Origin of the sequence: uncultured Zoogloea sp. (assembly GCF_937894855.1) — a bacterium.
Lineage (GTDB): Bacteria > Pseudomonadota > Gammaproteobacteria > Burkholderiales > Rhodocyclaceae > Zoogloea > Zoogloea oryzae.
Window position 1 is genome coordinate 16,796 of sequence record NZ_CALAYQ010000017.1, and the last position, 17,118, is coordinate 33,913.

The window sequence follows — 17,118 nt, forward strand, 5'->3', positions numbered from 1 at the left end:
TTGAAAATGCTCTCTGCGATAAAGGGGGGCTATCTACGGCGAGAATCCCGTGGATTCAAGCTGTTGGCCCGGATTTCGATTCATGAGTATAAAGCAAAAAGCGCGCCCCGCCGGTCGAAGCCGGTATCCGGCGAGCCTGCCTGATTTTCGCAACCTCGGCGTCGTGCTGCGCACGGTGGTGCTGGTCAATGCCCTTGGCCTGGCCGCGGTGCTCGTGCGCAACGATCAGATCGAGGCCTTGTTCGGCGAATTCCTCGACATGGCGGTGAGGGTCGAGTTTCCGCTGATTCTCTCGGTGGCGGCCTTGTTCCTGCTCAAGCCGCTGCTGCTTCGGCTGCCCTACGCGGGCGGCGTGGCGGTGGTGATGCTGCTGGTGGCGGGCGTTGCGCTGCTGAGCGGCAGCCTGCTGGCGCCGGTCGAGGTGGACGAGGGGCCGCGGCCGCTGGTGTGGTCGCTGGTGGTGGGGGCGATCGTGCTCATCTACTTTCACCTGCGCGGCGCGGCGCTGGCGCCGGTGCTGGCCGAAGCGCGTCTGCTGGCGCTCACCGCGCGCATCCGGCCGCACTTCCTGTTCAACAGCCTGAACGGCGTGCTGGGCGTGCTCCGGCGCGATCCGCGGCGGGCCGAGGAAGGGCTGGAGGAGCTCGCCGATCTGTTCCGCGCGCTGATGCAGGACAACCGGGAGCTGGTGCCCCTGTCCGATGAAATCGCCCTGTGCGAGCGCTACCTCAACCTCGAACGCCTGCGCCTGGGCGACCGCCTGCAGGTGGATTGGCAGCGCGACACCTCGGCGGGCGCCGCGCTGGTGCCACCCCTGCTGCTCCAGCCGCTGATCGAGAACGCCGTCTATCACGGCATCGAGCCCGGCGCGGCGCCGGGCCCTGTTTCGATTACCATCGCGCGGCGCGGGGCGGAGGTGTTCATCACCATCGCCAACCCGCTGCTCGACGCCGAAAGCCACCACGCGGGCAACCGCATGGCCCTGGACAACATCCGCGAACGACTGATGCTTTTCTACGACCTCGAAGCCACCCTCGATACCGAGCAGGATGCCGATGCCTTCCGCGTGCGCATCCGCCTGCCTTTCCGGAGTACGCCATGAGCGAGCCGGCCGACCACGCTTTCGCCCCGCTTTCGGTGCTGATCGTCGACGACGAAGCGCCGGCCCGGGAGCGGCTCCAGGATCTGCTCGGCGACATCGCCGACACCCAGCCGACCCGCGTCGCCGGGATGGCAGCCAATGGCGTCGAGGCGCTGGCGATCCTCGAGAAGGAGCCGGTCGACCTGATCCTCACCGACATCCAGATGCCGGTGATGGCCGGCATCGAGCTGGCCCGCCACGTGGGGCGGCTGGAGCACCCGCCGGCGGTGATCTTCACCACCGCCTACGACGAATACGCGGTGCGGGCCTTCGAGCTTGCTGCGGTGGATTACCTGCTCAAGCCGGTGCGCGCCGGGCGGCTCGCCGAAGCCATCGCCAAGGCCCGCCGCCTGCGTCCGCCGGCCGACGAGGTGCTGCGCCGGATCGCGCCCACCACCCGCAGCCATTTCAGCGTCAGCGAGCGGGGCCGCATCCTGCTGGTGCCGGTGGCCGAGGTGCTGTACCTCAAGGCCGAGCAGAAGTACGTGGTGGCCCGCAGCCTGGAGCGGGAATACCTGCTGGACGAATCCCTGGTGCAGCTGGAGGAGGAGTTCCCCGGCCGCTTCCTGCGCATCCACCGCAACTGTCTGATCGCCCGGGACGCCGTGCGCGGCGTGGCTCGCGCGACCACCGGCGTGGATGGCGAGGCCCACTGGGTGATACTCCTCGAAGGGCTGCCGGAGCAGCTGCCGGTGAGCCGCCGCCAATGGCCGGCGGTAAAGGACGCGCTGGGCGTCTGAGTCGTGCGGTCGTCAATAATGTCACGGTGATCTGCCGATTACCGGATGGCATCAACGTAAAAAACTGTAAATTCTCCGTTCGCATATGATGACGGAGCGGTGGAGTGGGGCGGTCCTTTTCGATCTATCTTGATCTGATACGTGTTTCTGCAGCGTTTCTTGTCTATCTGTACCACTCGAACCAGCGCTTCCTGAGCGAAACCGAGCTTCCCTTCAGTGGCTACGGCCACAGCGCGGTGGTGGTGTTCTTCGTGTTGTCGGGGTTCGTCATCCGCCACGTCACCGACACCAAGGAGATGCACTGGCCGGATTACGCCGCCAGTCGCATCGCCCGCATCTTCTCGGTCACCGTGCCGGCGATCTTCCTCACCTTGATCTGCGACGCCATTGGCCGCGCCGTCGAGCCGGCAATCTACGCGCAAAGCGCGTCCGGCCAGGTGCTGGCGCGGGTCGTGTTGAGCCTGCTGCTGCTCAACGAGGTGTGGCTGATGTCGGTGATGAGCTTCTCGAACCTGCCGTTCTGGTCGATCTGCGTGGAGTTCTGGTACTACGCCGCGTTTGCGCTGGTGGTCTTCCTGCCCCGGCGCAAAGGCTGGGTGGCGGCGGCGCTGCTGGCGCTCGCGCTGGGGCCGAAGTTCATCCTGCTGGCGCCGATCTGGTGCTCGGGCGTCGTGCTGTACCGCTGGCGCTGGCCGCGACGGCTGGGCCGGTGGCCGTCCCTCGCGCTGATGGCGCTCAGCCTCGTCGGCATCTGGCAGTTCCACGCCTGGGGGATCGACGCCTGGAGTTGCGAGTGGCTCAAGGCCACGCTGGGGCAGGATCGGGCCCAGTACCTGGGGTTTGCCAACTACGTGGTCGGCGACTACCTGCTGGCATTGCTGGTGTGCATGAACTTCGCCGGCATGCGCAACCTGCTGGCTGGGGCGGGCGGCTGGCTGATTGCCGTGGAGCGCCCGGTGCGTCTGCTCGCCGCCTGCACCTTCACGCTCTACCTGCTGCACATGCCATTGTTCCTCATGTGGAGCGCGGTCGTGGGTGGCAATCCGGCACAGCCGTGGTACTGGCTGACGGTGACCGGCCTGATGCTGGCGAGCGTGGTGCTGATCAGCCGCCAGACCGAGGCGCAGCGTTACCGGCTGCGTGGCTGGCTGCTCGGGCTTTTCGAGCGGCGCGGCGTGGCGATGGCCTGATTCCGGGGCGGGAACGTCCGCTTTCGCGGGTGTTCCAACATGGGCTCCCGTACAATCGCGCCCCATGGAAAACCCCGGCACCACCCCCTCCCTGCTTTCGTATCCCCGCTACCGGCCCGAGCTCAAGCCGGCGCCTTTCCTGCCCATGAGCCGGGCGGAAATGGACGCCCTCGGCTGGGACGCCTGCGACATCATCATCGTCACCGGCGACGCCTACATCGACCACCCGAGCTTCGGCATGGCGCTGGTGGGCCGCGCCCTCGAAGCCCAGGGCTTCCGCGTCGGCATCATCAGCCAGCCCGACTGGTATTCGGCCGACGCCTTCCGGGCGCTCGGCAAGCCACGCCTGTTCTACGGCATCACCGCCGGGAACATGGATTCGATGATCAACCGCTACACCGCGGATCGCAAACCCCGCTCCGACGACGCCTACACGCCCGGCGCCGAGCCCGACAAGCGCCCGGACCGCGCGGTGGTCGTCTATGCCCAGCGCGCCCGCGAGGCCTACCCGGACGCCAACATCGTGATCGGCTCCATCGAGGCCAGCCTGCGCCGGATCGCCCATTACGACCACTGGTCCGAGAAGGTGCGCCGCTCGGTGCTGCCCGATTCCAAGGCCGACCTGCTGGTGTTCGGTTCTGGCGAGCGGGCGGTGATCGCGCTGGCCCACCGCCTCGCCGCCGGCGAGCCGATCGAACAGATCCGCGATCTGCGTGGCACCGCCTTCATGGTCAAGCCCGGCTGGCGGCCGGAGGGCTTTGTCGAGGTGGACTCCATCGCCATCGACCGCCCCGGCCCGGTCGAGCCGCACCCCGATCCCTACGCCATGGAGCCCCAGCAGACGGCGCCCGCTGCCGACGGCGCCCAGCCGGTGCGCATCATCCCGGCTGCTGAGCGCGTCGCCGCCCGCAAGGCCGACCGGGCGAAGCAGGTCATCCGCCTGCCGGCCTACGAGGTGGTGAAGGACGACCGGGTGATGTACGCCCATGCGTCGCGCACCTTCCACCTCGAATCCAACCCCGGCAACGCCCGGGCGATGGTCCAGGCCCACGGCGTCGGACCCGGCTGCCGCGACGTCTGGCTCAACCCGCCGCCGATCCCGCTCACCACCGAGGAGATGGACTGGGTCTTCGGCCAGCCCTACGCCCGCCGGCCGCACCCGGCCTACGGCGAGGCGCGCATCCCGGCCTGGGACATGATCCGCTTCTCGATCAACATCATGCGCGGCTGCTTCGGCGGGTGCACCTTCTGCTCGATCACCGAGCACGAGGGGCGCATCATCCAGAGCCGCTCCGAGGCGTCGATCCTGCGCGAGATCGAGGAGATCCGCGACAAGACGCCGGGCTTCACCGGCACCATCTCGGATCTGGGCGGCCCCACCGCCAACATGTACCGCATGGCCTGCAAGGACCCGAAGATCGAGTCGTCCTGCCGCCGGCTGTCGTGCGTGTTCCCCGGCATCTGCGAGAACCTCGGTACCGACCACGGCCCGCTGGTCCAGCTCTACCGCAAGGCGCGAGCGATCCGGGGCGTGAAGAAGGTGCTGATCGGCTCCGGCCTGCGCTACGACCTCGCGGTGCGCTCGCCCGAATACGTGAAGGAACTCGTCACCCACCACGTGGGCGGCCTGCTCAAGATCGCCCCGGAGCACACCGAGGACGGCCCGCTGGGCAAGATGATGAAGCCCGGCATCGGCACCTACGACCGCTTCAAGGAGATGTTCGAGCGCTTCTCGAAGGAGGCCGGCAAGAAGCAGCACCTGATTCCGTACTTCATCGCCGCCCACCCGGGCACCAGTGACGAGGATATGGTCAATCTAGCGCTGTGGCTGAAGTCCAACAACTTCAAGCTCGACCAGGTCCAGACCTTCCTGCCCACGCCGATGGCCATGGCCACCACCATGTATCACTCGGGCAAGAACCCGCTGCGCAAGGTCTCAGCGGATTCCGAGGCGGTGGATACGCCCAAGTCCGGCCGCCAGCGCCGGCTCCACAAGGCGCTGCTGCGCTACCACGATCCCGAAGGCTGGCCGCTGATCCGCGAGGCCCTGCGGGCGATGGGCCGGTCCGATCTGATCGGCACGGCGCCGCGCCATCTGGTGCCCCGCGACCAGCCGGTGGTGCTCGACCGGAGCGGTGGCAACCCCGGTGGCGGCGCGCGTCGCACCGGCAAGGCAGCCAGCCCGGTGGGCGCGCGCCGGGCGCCACCACCCCGCCGTGGCGGAAAGCCGACGCGATAAGGTAAATTTGTGCGTCGCAGCGCCAGGGCTGCACGGGGCGCACTCTCCTGTCGCCGGTATCATCCGGCCACCCATGTCGAGTGGGTTCTCGCGTATGTGCGGTAGGCAACATAAGCCGGCTTCCACGGCGCGTGACGGTTTCATTTGTCGATGAAGTGTTGTTACGCTCACGCAAGCGGACACCTCATGTCCATTAAATACGGGTGGTGAAAGAGTGGAAAAGCTGGTCTATAGCCCGAGTCTCTCCGGACGGCTCGCCTCGCTGATCGATGTCAGTTTCGGGACTTTCCGCGGCTTCGTGCGGCTGGCCCTGGGCGAGCTCGAGTTTCTCGGCGGACGTCTCGGCCCCTTCGTGCAGATTCGCCCGAAGGCGGTGAAGCGGCTGGTCTTCGTGTGCCTGGGCAACATCAACCGCAGCGCCTTTGGCCACGTGGTGGCCGAGGGCTACGGCGCCCGGGTGGCGTCGCTGGGGCTGTCCACCACCACCGGTGCGCCGGCCTTCGAGAAGGCCATTGCGGCGGCGCCGGTGTATGGCTTTGATCTCACCGCCCATCGGGCCACCAACTTCACCGACTTCAAATACCAGCCCGGCGATCTGCTGCTGGCGATGGAAGTCCGCCACGCCCACGAACTGATCCGTCGCGGCATTCCCGCCGACGCCATCGCCCTGCTGGGGCACTGGTCGCGCCCCCACCGCATCCACATCCACGATCCGCACCTGCACACTGACCAGTATTTCCGGACCTGCTTCGCGATCATCCACTCCGCCGTGGCCAATCTGATCGAGGAGCTGCGCGAGGGGGAAAGCCCATGCCTGACCCGGTAAAGGTCTACCTGACCTTCGACATCGAAGTCTGGTGTGGAGGCTGGAAGGATCTCGACGCAAAGTTTCCGGCGAGCTTCGAGCGCTACGTGTACGGCCGCTCGTCGGCCGGCGACTACGCGCTGCCGAAAACCCTCGAGATCCTCGACCGTAACGGCCTGAAAGGCGTGTTCTTCGTCGAGCCGCTGTTTGCTGCCCGGTTTGGCGTCGAGCATCTGGCGACCATCGTCGACCTGATCCGCGCGGGCGGTCATGATGTTCAGCTGCATCTTCACCCGGAATGGTCGGACGAGCTGCGGCCGCTGCCGTTTCCCGGCGCCAACCGCAAGCGCCAGCATCTGGCCTATTACACGCTGGAAGAGCAGACCATCCTGATCCGCAAGGGGCTCGACCTGATGGCCCAGGTGGATTGTCACCCGATCGCCTTTCGCGCCGGCAGCTTTGCCGCCAGCGCCGACACCTTCCGCGCCCTCGAGGCCTGCGGGCTGGGGCTGGATTTCAGCCTCAACGAGGTGAGCGCCGACAGCGCGCCCGACCTGCGCGGGCAGGCGGATTTCCTCCAGCCCAGCCGCATCGGGGCGGTCAAGAGCGTGCCGATGACGATTTTCCGCGACGGCACCGGACGCCTGCGTCCGGCCCAGCTGGGTAGCTGCAGCGTGGCTGAGCTGGAAGGCGCGCTGGAATCGACCCGCGCGCTGGGCATCGGCCATTTTGTGCTGCTGTCCCACAATTTCGAGATGCTGAAACAGGGACGAAGCAGTCCGGATGGTATCGTCGTGCGCCGGTTTGAAAAATTGTGCAAACTTTTGGCGGCGCGGCGTGACGAATTTACTGTTTCGACCACGGCTATGCTGCCAACATTCAAGGCCAACTCGCAGAAGGTGTCGTTGCCTTCCGTTGGCCTGCCGGCAACGCTGTGGCGTTTTGGCGAGCAGGCTGCGCGGCGTTTTATTGGCTGAGGTCGGTCACCTGTCCGCCCAGCCCGCGCCTGAGCGCCTGGCCGAGCGGAACGGGCGATCTGTTGAATCCAGCCCGTGGTGTGCCATGAAACCAGCCTTTCGCCAACGTCCGGCGCGGACGTCATCTGCGCGGAGCCCTTCGTGACCGGGCCTGCGCCGCTGCTGCGTGACCGGCGGCGGGCCAGGGTCGCCCGCTACGCCCTGACCGGCGTCGGGTTGCTGGTGCTCGACATGTGTGTGTTCTTCGTGCTGGCCAGGGTCTTCATGGTGGCGCCGGCGTTCTCCCAGCTGGCGGCGCGGACGGCCGGGGCGGTGGCCGGGTTTTTCGGGCACAAGTATTTTTCGTTCGGCAACGGGGGCAAGGGCGCGGCCGTCCCCCTGCGCCAGGCGCTGCTCTACGGTCTCGTGACGGTGATCACGATCTCCATCTCGCCGCTGGTGCTGGTGGGGCTGCTCGCGCTGATCGACAACCTTTTGGTGGCCAAGCTCGGCACCGAGGTGGTCATGGTGGCCTTCAATTACTTCTGCCTCAGTAAGGTGTTCCGATGAAGCTCGGTGCGGACAGGATCGATGTGTCGGTGGTCGTGCCGGCCTTCAATGAGGCGGACGGGCTGCCGCGTTTCGTCGAGGCGCTCGACCGGGTGCTCGCGCCGCTGAACGTCCGCGCCGAACTGGTCATCGTCAACGACGGCTCGCGGGACGCCACCGAGCGGGTGCTGGCCGACATCGCCCGGCATCGTCCGGATGTGGTGCCGGTCAATTTCTCGCGCAATTTCGGCAAGGAGGCCGCCCTGGCCGCCGGCCTCGCGGTGGCCACCGGTGAATGCGTGGTGTTCATGGACGCCGACCTCCAGCATCCGCCCGAAGCCCTGCCCGAGATGCTCGCCAAGTGGCGCGAAGGCTTCGACGTGGTGAATGGCCGCAAGCGGCGGCGCAGCCACGAGCCGGCGCTCTACCGCAAGTTTGCGGCGATCTTCAATGGGCTGATGAGCCACGCGGTGGGGGGCGACATGGCGGGGGCCAGCGATTTCAAGCTGCTCGACCGGCAGGTGGTCAACACCCTGCTGCAGTTTCCCGAGCGCAACCGGTTCTTCCGCGGCATGGTCACGTGGGTCGGCTATAGGGTCGCCGACGTGGAGTTCGACGTGCAGGAGCGCGAGATCGGCAGCACCAAGTGGTCGCTGGGCGGGCTGATCCGCTATTCCCTCGGCAACCTGCTGGCCTTCTCGTCGCTGCCGCTGGTGGCGGTGGCCTACGTGGGCTTTGCCACCGTGGGCTTCGGCACGCTGCTGCTCATCCAGACGCTTTACCGCTACTTCACCGGCACCGCGGCAATCGGCTTCACCACCGTGATCGCGGTGCAGGTGATGCTGGGCGGCATGATCCTGACCGCGCTGGGGGTGATTTCCATCTACCTGGCGCGCATGTACGACGAACAGAAGCAGCGGCCGATGTTCATCATCCGCCGTCCGCGACTCCACCCGCCCCACGGCGGTGGCGGCGAGCGTCCGCCGCTGGTGATCGCCGGCGGCCGCGATTTTGGAGATGGTGAATGATCTACTCCCCTTCGGCCCCGGCGCCGATGAGCCTCCGGCAGGGCGTGATCGCCTTCGGGCTGCTCCTCGCGCTGGCGCTGGTGCTGCATTTCCCCCATTTCGGGTCGCACACCGGCGACCCGAACTTCGATTTCTACCTGCACTACCACTGGGCCAAGGAATACGCCCAGCGCTTTGCCGAAGGCTGGCTGTACCCGCGATGGACCTTCTTCGCCCGCTACGGGCTGGGCGAGCCGGTCTTCGTGTTCTATTCGCCGCTGTACTACCTGCTCACCGCGCTGCTCACCCTGACGGGCCTCGGCACCTGGGGCGCCATGCACGTGGTGGAGGTGTTGAGCAATGCGGTGTTCGGCTATTTCATCTACCTCACCTGCCGCCACTACACCTCGAACCGGCTGGCGCTGGTAGCCGCGTTTGCCGCCTCGGCCAACCCCTTCCTGGTGATGCTGCACTACAAGTTCCAGGGCTTCGCGTGGGCGTCGGTGGGCTACGCGGCCCACGGCATGCTGCTGTGGTCGATGTTCCGCCCCAAGGCCTCGTTCGAGCGCATCAACCTGTGGGCCGCGGCGGCGCTGGGCATTGCGGTGGTGGGCCACACCATGAGCACCCTGGTGATGCTGATTTCGTATTCGGCGGCGGTCCTGGTCGCCCCGGCCGCGTGGGGTGGGGTGAGCTTTGCCGGCATCGTGAGGCGGCTGCTGGCGTGGGCGGGCACGGTGGCCATCGGGCTCGGGCTGGGCGCCTTCTATCTGCTGCCTGCGCTGGGTTCCACGTCGCTCATCAACGTGGAGGGCTGGACGGGGCCGCACATCCTGCAGGCCTTTGCCTGGCCAACCTTCTCGGCGCTCATCAACGGGGTGCAGTGGTTCTCCTTCCAGTGGCCGCTGGCGGTGCCGGTGCTGGCGCTGGTGGTCGTCGAGGGCTGGTTCCTGTTCCGCCTGCGGGCCGGGGCCGGGCAGCCCGCCAATCCGCTGCTGATCCGGCTGTTCCTGGTGCTGGGCACCGCGGTGTTCTTTGCCTCGGAGCTGTCGTACCCGCTGTGGACGTTCGAATGGCCGCTGCTGCGCATCCAGCTGCCCTACCGCTTTCTCTCGGTGGGCTATGTGATGGTGATCGTCATCGGCGTGGTGGCCGCCCAGGTTGCCGGCAACGTCGGGCGACGGGGCTGGGCGGCCGGCCTGGTGCGGTCGGTGCTGGCCATTGGTGTTCTGGGCCTGTTGATCGCCGCCAAGGCCACCTATCTTGACGGTGGCCCGTTGCCGTCCACGGTGGTCAAGGATGAATACACCTTTGCCCACCTGGCCCAGTGGAAGCGCACGCCGAATGGCGGTTTCCGCTGCGATCTCGAGCCTGCGGCCTGTGAGGCGCTACCCTTCAGTGCCGGGGCCTTCCGGGGCACGTCGGAATACCTCACGCGCTTTGCGCCGCCGGCCTGGGTGGACTACGCCGTGGCCGGTTTTGAAAAGGAATGTCAGAACGATGGCGCCCGCTGCGGCCCCGCGCACCACGTGGCCAACACCGTCACATGGAAAATCGAGGCGCTGGCCGACACTACCGTGCATCTGCCGGTGTTTTACTTCCCGATGTGGGCACTGGAGCGGGACGGACAGCCGGTTCCAACGCAGTTTGATGCCAAAAACGGGCTGATGCAGGTGGATCTTCCCGCCGGCCCCCACGAAGTGCGCCTGATCTGGACCGAAACGCCGCTTTTCGAGCGGGCCCGCTGGATTTCGATGGCATCCCTCGGTGTGTTGATTGCCTTGGCCGTTGCTGGCAGAGTGCGCCGCTGAGCCCGTTTTGGGCGCCCGTCTCAACGAGTATCCCGAATGACCGACAAGCAAGTCCGCCCGCCGTGCTACGTGCTGGGCATCGAGACGCAGATTGGCCTGAGCCTCGTCCGTGAGTTGGGCGAGGCCGGCGTGCCGGTGATCGGCATCGCCACGGGCGACAAGGCCATCGGCCTGCAGTCGCGCTATCTCACCCACGGCGAGATCCTGAAAAAGCCGCGCACCGATGCCGGCCTGGCCGAACTGCGCGCCATCGGCGAGCGTTACGGCGCGGGCTATCTGCTGACCGTCTCCGAGGCCAACACCACCTGGCTGATCGAAAACCGCGACAGGCTCGGCGTCATCACCCCGCTGCTGCCCTCGAAGGACGCCTTCGCCATCGTGCTCGACAAGGGCCGCACCCTCGAAGCCGCCGCGGCGGTGGGCATCGACGTGCCGAAGAGCGCCAGCCCGGCCACCTGGGCCGACGTGGAGCGGGTAGCGGCGAGCTTCCCCTTTCCCGCGGTGCTCAAGTGGTCCGACCCCAACGGCGTGGCGCCGGCGCTCCACGCGGCGGGCATCGAGCTGGTGAAGGCCGAATACGTCTATACCGCCGACGAGTTCCTGCGCGCCGCCGAGCGCTACCGGCCGGTGGAGATGTGGCCGCTGGTGCAGGAATACTGCCCCGGCGTGGGCCTTGGTCAGTTCTTCTTCATGCACCAAGGCAAGGCCGTGCGGCGCTTTCAGCACCTGCGCGTGGCCGAGTGGCCACCCGAGGGCGGGTTCTCCAGCGTGTGCGACGGGGTGCCGCTGGATCAGTTCACGGATCTGCAGGAGAAATCCATCCGCCTGCTCCAGTCGATCGGCTGGGAAGGCGTGGCGATGGTCGAGTACCGTTACGACCCGGCCTCCGGCCGCGCGGTGCTGATGGAGGTGAACGGCCGCTTCTGGGGCAGCTTCCCCCTCGCCATGTACAGCGGCGCCGGCTTCGGCCTGCTGGCCTACAGCCTGCAGGGGCAGGGCGTGATGCCCAGCCTGCCGGCCCTGCGCGAGAACCTGCGCTGCCGGATGGTGGCCACCGAGATCAAGCGGCTGCGGCGCATCCTGCTGCAGCCGGGGCTGATCCGCGACCGGACCTTCCAGGTGCGTCCGGTGCACGAGGTGCTGCGCTTCGTGGGCGATTTTCTGCGCCCGTCAGTGTGCTACTACGTGTGGAGCCTGAAGGACGTGAAGCCCTTCATCCGCGACGTGAGGAACGCCATCGGCGTCTGAGCGGCACCGCGACAGATCAAAGCAAAACGGCCAGGCTTGCGCGCCTGGCCGTTCTGTTTTGTGGTCTTGCGGATCGCTCGGGCGCGGCGGTGGCGGAGTGCGCCCAGGCCGGCCAGACCGAGGGCGGCGAGGGCCGCGGTGGCCGGCTCGGGCATGGCGCTGCTGAAGGTGAGCTGCGTGCCGTTGACCTGGCGGCGGGGGTGATGCACCTTCCCCGTTACAAGAAAACAAGGCGGGAGACATCATGAGCATCCACCGGAAGCCCATCGGCGAACGCATCGACTGGCTCTACGACGTGGCACGCCGGTACTCGGCGGCTTACTGTGACCCGGAGGCCAGCATGGCCCGGGAGCGCCATCGGGCGCGGCATCCCACCGCCATCGCCGTGCTCAAGTGCATGGACGGACGCATCAACATTCCCATCGCCACCAACACCCCGCCCGGCATCATCCAGCCCTTCCGCAACCTGGGAGGCTTCTTTGATCTGGGGTGGCCGCACCTGGGCGAGGTGATCGAGCATTACGTCCACGACCGGGTGCGCAGTGGTCAGCGGGTGCTGATGTTCATCACCTACCACTTCTCCCGGGGCGAGCCCCACCGCTGCTGCGCCGGCTTCAACTATCACACGGACCAGGCCATCGCCCACGTGTTCGGCGTCAAGGGCCAGGTGGAGCACGTGTTCGGGCGGGGGCATGCCACGGTTTATCCCCTGGTCTGCGGTTTCGAAACCGACGAGGACGCGCTGGTGCTGCACGGGGCCGGGGGGGCAACCCTGGATGTGTCCACCCTGGGGGCCGACGAAACCGAGGCCAGCCTGCGGGCGCGCCTGCAGCCCCTGTTTCCGGACATGCCGGGTGCGATGCTGGCCGATCTGGCCCGGCTGGTGGCGGGGAATGTCGCCCACGTGGCCGAGGTGCGCAAGCTTGACCGACAGCTCGACATCGAACACCGGGAGTGGATGATCTGCGTGGGGCGCGGCTTCGACTTCCTGCATGCCCCCAACCTGGCGCTGATCATCGGCCCCTACAGCCCCGATCTCGCCGACCCCATCCGCAAGGCCGGCGCGATCATTGCGTCCAACATGCACAAGGGGCGCATTCCGGACGACGGTTTTTTGCTGCTGGCGTCCTCCCCCTATCAGGACATCGGCTCGGACCGGGCCCGGGCCGAGCTCAAGGCGCGCTTCATGGCCCACTTTGCCGCCGAGGTGATCCGCCGCGATCTGCCCGATCTGGCGCCCCGGATGACGGTGCACTCGGCCGTGCTCAACTGGGCCACCCGGGGGCTGGAGGTGCTGGACTGAGCCTCGCCTTCAGCGGAAGTAGTCCGGCACGAACATCTCGGGCGGCACCTCGTGGCGCACGTAGTCCGGGTGCCTCACCCGTTCGGGCAGATCCACCAGCGGCCGCTCGACCTCGGCGTAGGGGATCTCGCCCAGCAGGTGGTGAATGCAGTTGAGGCGGGCGGCCTTCTTGTCGTCGGCCTGGACGATCCACCAGGGGGCTTCGGGGATGTGGGTGCGTTCCAGCATGATCTCCTTGGCCTCGGTGTATTTCTCCCAGCGGGCGCGGGATTCCAGATCCATGGGGCTCAGCTTCCACTGTTTGAGGGGGTCGTGGATGCGTGACAGGAAGCGGAAGTGCTGTTCCTCATCGGTGATCGAGAACCAGTACTTGATCAGCTGGATGCCGGAGCGTACCAGCATGCGCTCGAACTCGGGCACCGAGCGGAAGAACTCCTCGTAGTCGTCGTCGGAGCAGAAGCCCATGACCCGCTCCACGCCGGCCCGGTTGTACCAGCTGCGGTCGAACAGCACCGTCTCGCCTGCTGCGGGGAGGTGCGGAACATAGCGCTGGAAGTACCACTGGGTACGTTCCCGGTCATTGGGGGCGGGCAGGGCGACGACCCGGCACACCCGGGGGTTGAGGCGCTGGGTGATGCGCTTGATGACGCCACCCTTGCCGGCGGCGTCGCGGCCTTCGAAGAGGATCACCACCCGGTGCCGGGTGGTGGCCACCCAGTCCTGCAGCTTGACCAGCTCGCCCTGCAGGCGCAGCAGCTCCTTGAAATAGCGCTGGCGCTGAGCCTTCTCCTCGTCGGTGGGTGGGTGCGCCGTGCCGCTGCCGATTTCCTCGAAACGACGGTCGTCGAGTTCCAGCTCGAGCTCTTCGTCGTAGCTGTCGAGGAGTTCGCGTTCCAGGCGACGGTGCAGGTCGCCGATTTCCTGATTGTCCATGGGGTCTCTGGTCAGAGTGCGCAAAAAAGCCGGTTGCAGGGGCTAGCCTGCACCGGCTGTATTGCACCTTGTCGACCGGAGGCCGTGCTCAGCCGCTGTTGCGCAGCCCCGCCGCCACGCCGTTGATCGACAGCAGGATGCCGCGCTGTACCCGCTCGTCCTGGTGGCCTTCCCGGTAGCGGTGGAGGAGTTCGACCTGCACGTGGTTGAGCGGATCGAGGTAGGGGAAGCGGTTGTGGATCGACCGCTTGAGGAGCGGGTTGGCGTCCAGCAGCGCCTGCTGGCCGGTGATCGTCAGCAGGGCCGCCAGGGTGTCGGCGTGCTCCTTCTCGATGCGCGGGAAGATCGCCTCGCGCAGGGCGCTGTCCTTCACCAGATCGGCGTAGCGGCTGGCGATGGCGATGTCGCTCTTGGCGAGCACCATGTCCATGTTGGAGAGCAGGGTGGCGAAGAACGACCACTCCTTGTGCATCGCCGAGAGGCGCGCCATGCCGGCCTCGCCGTGCTTCGCGATGTAGGCCTGCACCGCCGAGCCGAAGCCGTACCAGCCCGGCAGCATCAGCCGGCACTGGGCCCAGCTGAACACCCACGGGATCGCCCGCAGGTCTTCGATGGCGGTGGATTTTTTGCGCGACGCCGGGCGGCTGCCGATGTTGAGGGCGGCGATTTCCGAGATCACGGTGGATTCCCAGAAGTAGCGCTCGAAGCCGTCGGTCTCGTACACCAGGTTGCGGTAGGCCTTGAAGGCGGCATCCGAGAGCTCGTCCATCGCCTCGAGGTATTCGGGGCGGGGCGCCGGATCGCGCGGGGCGAATAGCGTGGCTTCCATCGTGGCGGCGGCGAGCACCTCCAGGTTGCGGCGGCCGACTTCGGGGTTGGCGTACTTGGAGGCGATGACCTCGCCCTGTTCGGTGAGACGGATCTGGCCCTGCACGGCGCCGCCCGGCTGGGCCAGGATCGCCTGGTAGCTGGGGCCGCCGCCACGGCCCACCGAGCCGCCGCGGCCGTGGAACAGGCGCAGGCGCACGTTGTGGCGGGCGAAGGTGTCTACGAGGCCGATCTCGGCCTTGTAGAGCTCCCAGCCGGAGGTGAGGAAGCCGCCGTCCTTGTTGCTGTCGGAGTAGCCGAGCATCACCTCCTGCTCCAGCTTGCGGGATTCCAGCAGCGCCATGTAGGCGGGGATGGCGAACAGCCGGTCCATCACCCCGGCGGCGTTCTGCAGGTCGCCGATGGTCTCGAAGAGCGGGATGATGTTCACGTCGAGCACGCCTTCAGCCGGGCGCAGCAGGCCGGCTTCCTTGGCGAGCACGGCGACTTCCAGCAGGTCGGAGACGTCGTCGGTCTTGGAGATGATGCAGTTGGGCACCGCGGCCTTGCCGTAGCGCAGGTGGGCGGCCCGGGCGGCGCGGAAGATCGCCAGCTCGCCGCGGGTCTCGTCGGAGTAATCCAGCCACGGCGAGGCGAGCAGGCGCGGGGTGGCGAGCTCTTCGAGCAGCATCTCGATGCGGCCGGCTTCGTCCAGCGCCAGGTAGTCGCGGGCGGGGTCGATGGACTTGATGAGCTCGGCCACCACGCGCTCGTGCACGTCGGAGTTCTGGCGCAGGTCGATGGGCGCCAGATGGAAGCCGAACACCGACACTGCCCGGCGCAGCATGCGCAGGCGGCCGCGGGCAAGGCTGCCCAGGCCGTTGGCGGTGAGGGAACGGTGGATGACTTCGAGCTCGTCGGCCAGCGCGTCGGGGCTGTCGTAGGGCGCGGCGGGGGCCACCGCATGGCGCGGCGGCTGGTGGCCGAGCAGGCGCGCGTAGGTGGCGGCGAGGCGCGCATACACGCCGGTGAGGGCGCGGCGGTAGGGCTCGTCGGAGCGGTGCGGCGAGCCATCCGGCGAGGCTTCGGCGAGGCGCAGCAGGGCGTCGGAAGCACTCACCAGGCCCTGGGCGATGGAGAGCTGCGAGCCCAGGGTGTGCACCTCGTCCATGTAGTAGGTGAGGACTTTCTCGGCCTGCACGGCCAGCGCCTTCTCGAGGATCTCGGCGGTGACGAAGGGGTTGCCGTCCCGGTCGCCGCCGATCCAGCTGCCGACCTTCATGAAATTGGGCAGCTCCAGCGCGCCCCAGCTGCGGTCGCGGGTGGCGAGGCGATCCTCGACGTTGGCGTAGAGGCGCGGCAGCTCGCGCAGGAAGGTGTAGTCGAAGTAGGACAGGCCGTTGGTCACCTCGTCCATCACCGACAGCTTCTCGGTGCGCAGCATGCGCGTCTGCCACAGGGTGAGCACCGCGCGGCGCAGGGCTTCGTCGTTGGCCTCCTGCTCTTCCGGGGTGAGCTGCATGCGGTCGCGCTCGTCGAGCAGGCGGGCGATCACCATCTGGCAGTTGAGGATGCTCTTGCGCTGGACTTCGGTCGGGTGGGCGGTGAGCACCGGCACCACGTTGGCGGTCTCGAAGAAGGCGGTGAGTTCGGCGCTGCCCATGCCGGCGTCGAAGGCCCGGGCTAGGGCGTGGGCCAGGCTGCCCTCGCGGGGCGCGGAGCCGGCGATCTGGTGGGCACGGGAGCGGCGGATGTGGTGCTGGTCCTCGGCGATGTTGGCGAGGTGAGAGAAGTAGCTGAAGGCGCGCACCACGTCGATGGTCTGGTCGCGGGAGAGCGAATCCAGCGTGGCTTCCAGCTCGCGGCGGGCGGCGTGGTCTTCGTGGCGGCGGAAGCGGATCGAGCACTGGCGGATCGCCTCGACCAGATCGAACACGGCTTCGCCTTCCTGGGCGCGGACGGTGTCGCCGAGAATGCGGCCGAGCAGACGGATGTCGTCGCGCAGGGGGAGGTCTTTGTCGTCGCTCTTGTTGTGTTCGCTCATCGGAAATCCTGTCCAGTCGGTTGCGGTCGGCGCGGGAGGCGCAGCAGGGGGCCATGCTAGAATCGCGGCCCGGATGACCGCCATAGGTGGCAACCCTGATGCTGCACTGCAGAAGCTGCAGATTGCCGTCCAAGGCCGCCGCTGTCCATCCCCGAACCACCCCTCAACCCTTGCCGAGCCCGAATACCGTGAGCGCCCCTACGCCCGACCGCATCGTCATCGCCACCCGTGAAAGCCGCCTCGCCCTGTGGCAGGCCGAGCACGTCAAGGCCCGCCTCGAAGCCCTCTACCCGTCCTGCAAGGTCGAACTGCTGGGCATGACCACCCGCGGCGACCAGATCCTCG

General features: G+C 67.3%; 14 protein-coding genes and 1 pseudogene. 12 read left to right on the forward strand and 3 right to left on the reverse strand.

The window, feature by feature from the left end; all coding sequences use genetic code 11:
* Positions 1-82 precede the first annotated feature (82 nt).
* From Q0672_RS01400 to Q0672_RS01445, 10 genes are all read left to right on the forward strand, one after another.
* Positions 83-1,102, forward strand: coding sequence for a sensor histidine kinase (locus tag Q0672_RS01400; RefSeq protein ID WP_298618974.1), 1,020 nt, complete (start codon positions 83-85; stop codon positions 1,100-1,102).
* Positions 1,099-1,881 carry a LytTR family DNA-binding domain-containing protein gene (locus Q0672_RS01405; RefSeq protein WP_298618976.1) on the forward strand — a complete coding sequence of 261 codons (783 nt, stop codon included), beginning with the start codon at positions 1,099-1,101 and terminating at the stop codon, positions 1,879-1,881. Before Q0672_RS01400 ends, Q0672_RS01405 begins: the two co-directional genes overlap by 4 nt.
* Before the next feature lie 104 nt (positions 1,882-1,985).
* Positions 1,986-3,071 (forward strand): acyltransferase, encoded by a 1,086-nt coding sequence (locus Q0672_RS01410; RefSeq protein ID WP_298618978.1) that lies wholly within the window; start codon positions 1,986-1,988, stop codon positions 3,069-3,071.
* A 145-nt stretch (positions 3,072-3,216) separates the two neighbouring features.
* Entirely contained in the window at positions 3,217-5,310 is a 2,094-nt protein-coding gene (locus Q0672_RS01415) for a YgiQ family radical SAM protein (RefSeq protein ID WP_298618997.1), read from the forward strand.
* A gap of 214 nt (positions 5,311-5,524) precedes the next feature.
* Positions 5,525-6,136, forward strand: a complete 612-nt coding sequence (locus tag Q0672_RS01420; protein ID WP_298618980.1) for a hypothetical protein — start codon at positions 5,525-5,527, stop codon at positions 6,134-6,136.
* Entirely contained in the window at positions 6,121-7,092 is a 972-nt protein-coding gene (locus tag Q0672_RS01425; RefSeq protein WP_298618982.1) for a hypothetical protein, read from the forward strand. The genes Q0672_RS01420 and Q0672_RS01425 overlap by 16 nt, the downstream gene beginning before the upstream one ends.
* A 141-nt stretch (positions 7,093-7,233) precedes the next feature.
* Positions 7,234-7,641 carry a GtrA family protein gene (locus Q0672_RS01430; RefSeq protein WP_298618984.1) on the forward strand — a complete coding sequence of 136 codons (408 nt, stop codon included), beginning with the start codon at positions 7,234-7,236 and terminating at the stop codon, positions 7,639-7,641.
* The gene (locus Q0672_RS01435; RefSeq protein ID WP_298618986.1) at positions 7,638-8,648 is read left to right on the forward strand and encodes a glycosyltransferase family 2 protein; all 1,011 of its coding nucleotides are present in this window, start codon (positions 7,638-7,640) and stop codon (positions 8,646-8,648) included. Before Q0672_RS01430 ends, Q0672_RS01435 begins: the two co-directional genes overlap by 4 nt.
* Positions 8,645-10,438 carry a hypothetical protein gene (locus Q0672_RS01440; RefSeq protein WP_298618988.1) on the forward strand — a complete coding sequence of 598 codons (1,794 nt, stop codon included), beginning with the start codon at positions 8,645-8,647 and terminating at the stop codon, positions 10,436-10,438. The genes Q0672_RS01435 and Q0672_RS01440 overlap by 4 nt, the downstream gene beginning before the upstream one ends.
* A 36-nt stretch (positions 10,439-10,474) precedes the next feature.
* Complete coding sequence (locus tag Q0672_RS01445; protein ID WP_298618990.1) at positions 10,475-11,686, forward strand: hypothetical protein; 1,212 nt, start codon at positions 10,475-10,477, stop codon at positions 11,684-11,686.
* On the opposite strand, the gene Q0672_RS23485 is transcribed toward Q0672_RS01445, so the two are convergent.
* A complete protein-coding gene (locus Q0672_RS23485; RefSeq protein WP_367179908.1) occupies positions 11,620-11,841 on the reverse strand; it encodes a PEP-CTERM sorting domain-containing protein in 222 nt (73 codons plus the stop codon). The genes Q0672_RS01445 and Q0672_RS23485 overlap by 67 nt on opposite strands.
* Before the next feature lie 89 nt (positions 11,842-11,930).
* Between Q0672_RS23485 and Q0672_RS01450 the strand changes: the two genes are divergently transcribed.
* Positions 11,931-12,989, forward strand: coding sequence for a carboxysome shell carbonic anhydrase domain-containg protein (locus tag Q0672_RS01450; protein ID WP_153162650.1), 1,059 nt, complete (start codon positions 11,931-11,933; stop codon positions 12,987-12,989).
* Between the two features lie 9 nt (positions 12,990-12,998).
* Here the strand turns inward: Q0672_RS01450 and ppk2 are convergent, their stop codons facing one another.
* Together ppk2 and ppc are read right to left on the reverse strand one after the other, a co-directional pair.
* Positions 12,999-13,922 (reverse strand): polyphosphate kinase 2, encoded by a 924-nt coding sequence (gene ppk2, locus Q0672_RS01455; RefSeq protein WP_298618993.1) that lies wholly within the window; start codon positions 13,920-13,922, stop codon positions 12,999-13,001.
* A gap of 88 nt (positions 13,923-14,010) precedes the next feature.
* On the reverse strand, positions 14,011-16,773 hold the full coding sequence (gene ppc, locus Q0672_RS01460; protein ID WP_298618995.1) for a phosphoenolpyruvate carboxylase: 2,763 nt from the start codon (positions 16,771-16,773) through the stop codon (positions 14,011-14,013).
* A gap of 188 nt (positions 16,774-16,961) precedes the next feature.
* Between ppc and Q0672_RS01465 the strand changes: the two are divergent.
* Positions 16,962-17,118: pseudogene (locus Q0672_RS01465) on the forward strand (hydroxymethylbilane synthase); the annotation flags it as partial.